The sequence below is a fragment of the Photobacterium sp. MCCC 1A19761 genome (assembly GCF_037389125.1).
Classification (GTDB): Bacteria; Pseudomonadota; Gammaproteobacteria; order Enterobacterales; family Vibrionaceae; genus Photobacterium.
In genome coordinates this window covers 1-1,918 of record NZ_JAZGTF010000060.1, presented here as the reverse complement: position 1 = coordinate 1,918, position 1,918 = coordinate 1, and the positions used below count along the sequence as shown (strand labels likewise).

The window sequence follows — 1,918 nt, the reverse complement described above, 5'->3', positions numbered from 1 at the left end:
GCCTGTTTTAAGATCGCCAGGATCTGACTGTCCGTGTACCGTGATTTTTTCATGCAGAATCTCCTTTCGTTTAGGTTACGAGAAAATTCTACTTTTTGCTGCTGTTATTTTTCGGGGGGATTACCCGGGGCGGTTAAGTATGAGTGGGAGTCTCAACGCTCCAAGGCAGCTTTGAAAGCTCCAAACCACTCCTCAAAGTTATCACTGAACATATCCATATCTTCTCGGAAAGCGTTGATAGTATCAGTAATTTCTTGTCTTCTCGATAAGCGGTTTTGTGTTGCAGGCATTAACCTAGTTGTTCTTTTAATTACTTGGCTAATTACGGGTTTCCACAATTGAATTGCATCAGCTCTCCTGACATTGTCTTTAAAAGCCAACGTATAGGGGTTGGCAATGGGGCCCTCTACAATCATTTCCATAATCGAGGCTACAGCATGAATGATAATGAAAGACACTCCGGGTTTGCGTAAAAACTCGTGCTTGGATTCATCAGTGGAAATGAGGTGGCCGTGTCGGAACTTAGAACCATACTCAGCTTTTACCTCATTAATTGCTTCATGCAGAGTGTATAAAAACAACAAATGGCCAGCCGTAACAGTGTTATCAAACGCTTTATTGTATAAAGAGTCATTCTCCCAAATATCTTTTTTCTCATGATAACTACTATTCGGGTGATCATGATACGCGATAAGTATTTGGGCTACTGTCTCAGGAGAAAGCGATATTCTTTTAATGGCAGGGGGTAGGTTCGACCTCAAACCCCCGCTATAGTTGGCGTCGCTAATTCTAGCAAACTCTTGTCTCAACCTTTCTTGAGTAGCGTCGCCAGATCTAAAATCAGAGGCTAGTACCTTGTTTTGAGAGTTGTTAGCTTTAGTTATCTTATCAATTTTATCAGTATCATCGACTTTAATGAATCTTGCTGCAACTTTAACATTGTCATCAATTTCAGATGCTAAGTTCGACAAACAACCTGTCGTCTGAGCACCATTAACAATCGAGATTCCTGTAATGTTTTGTAGCTTTCCCAGTTTCTCATCTTCACTGATGTAATCTACATCAAAGTCATGAACTAACGCAGTAATACCGTTATTGCAAACAAAGAAGTCTCTCGGTTCATGGGCAGCGCTATGTTGTATTTGGCCGTTAATGAACTGATCTTTCTTGTTACTCCCCATATAGCCACGGACATTAGCACTAAATAACTTATCTTCGCCAAACGTCGAGTACATCCTTTTTAGAAAATTGCCAGTTACACTCGTACTAAAGGATAGCCATCCATTGTCAGTATGTTCCAGGAATCCCGGGTTCTCCTGAAGTTCAATGACATCATTGATCAAAATTGAATTCTGCTGAGCTTGGTACAACAGATCCAAGCTTTCTAAACCCATTTCCTTTGCATCTATTGTAACGTTCACCTCTGGGAATCTTGCTCTCAACGCTGCTGCTGCACTGGAGCCAACACCCCGCATTATTCGATTATTTTCGGATTTTTCTGGGCAGTTATTTAGAAACCATATATGAAGAGTATTGATCTTACCGTCTCTGATAGCTTTACGAGCTTCTTGAACTTGATTTCTTATTCTGTCTGGGATCTGAGTTAGGTCTGTGTTTATCAATGCAGTAACAGCATAGCTGCTATCTCGAGCCTTGTTAGGCTTCGCACCTTGATTTCTCAACAGGGGAGATTGGTAAGATTGGATCAAATAAATCCGACTATTGTCCTCATCAGTAAACAGGATGTCGATATTCTCATCATCACCACCCTCAGTAATAATTTCGGTCGCGACGGGGCTTTGTTGATCAAATCAGGGAAAACAACAGATCTACCCAATTTAAGCCATGTTTTAGCTAACTTTACGAGTTACGGGCATGCCGAGCCCTGTTAACTTGTTCAACGCACGGACGGCAGCAA

The 1,918-nt window shown here is 41.4% G+C and carries 1 protein-coding gene; it reads right to left on the bottom strand.

Translation table 11 applies throughout. The features are described 5' to 3' along the window. Positions 1 to 152 precede the first annotated feature (152 nt). Positions 153 to 1,709 carry an AIPR family protein gene (locus tag VV869_RS24305; RefSeq protein ID WP_337737531.1) on the bottom strand — a complete coding sequence of 519 codons (1,557 nt, stop codon included), beginning with the start codon at positions 1,707 to 1,709 and terminating at the stop codon, positions 153 to 155. Positions 1,710 to 1,918: the final 209 nt, after the last annotated feature.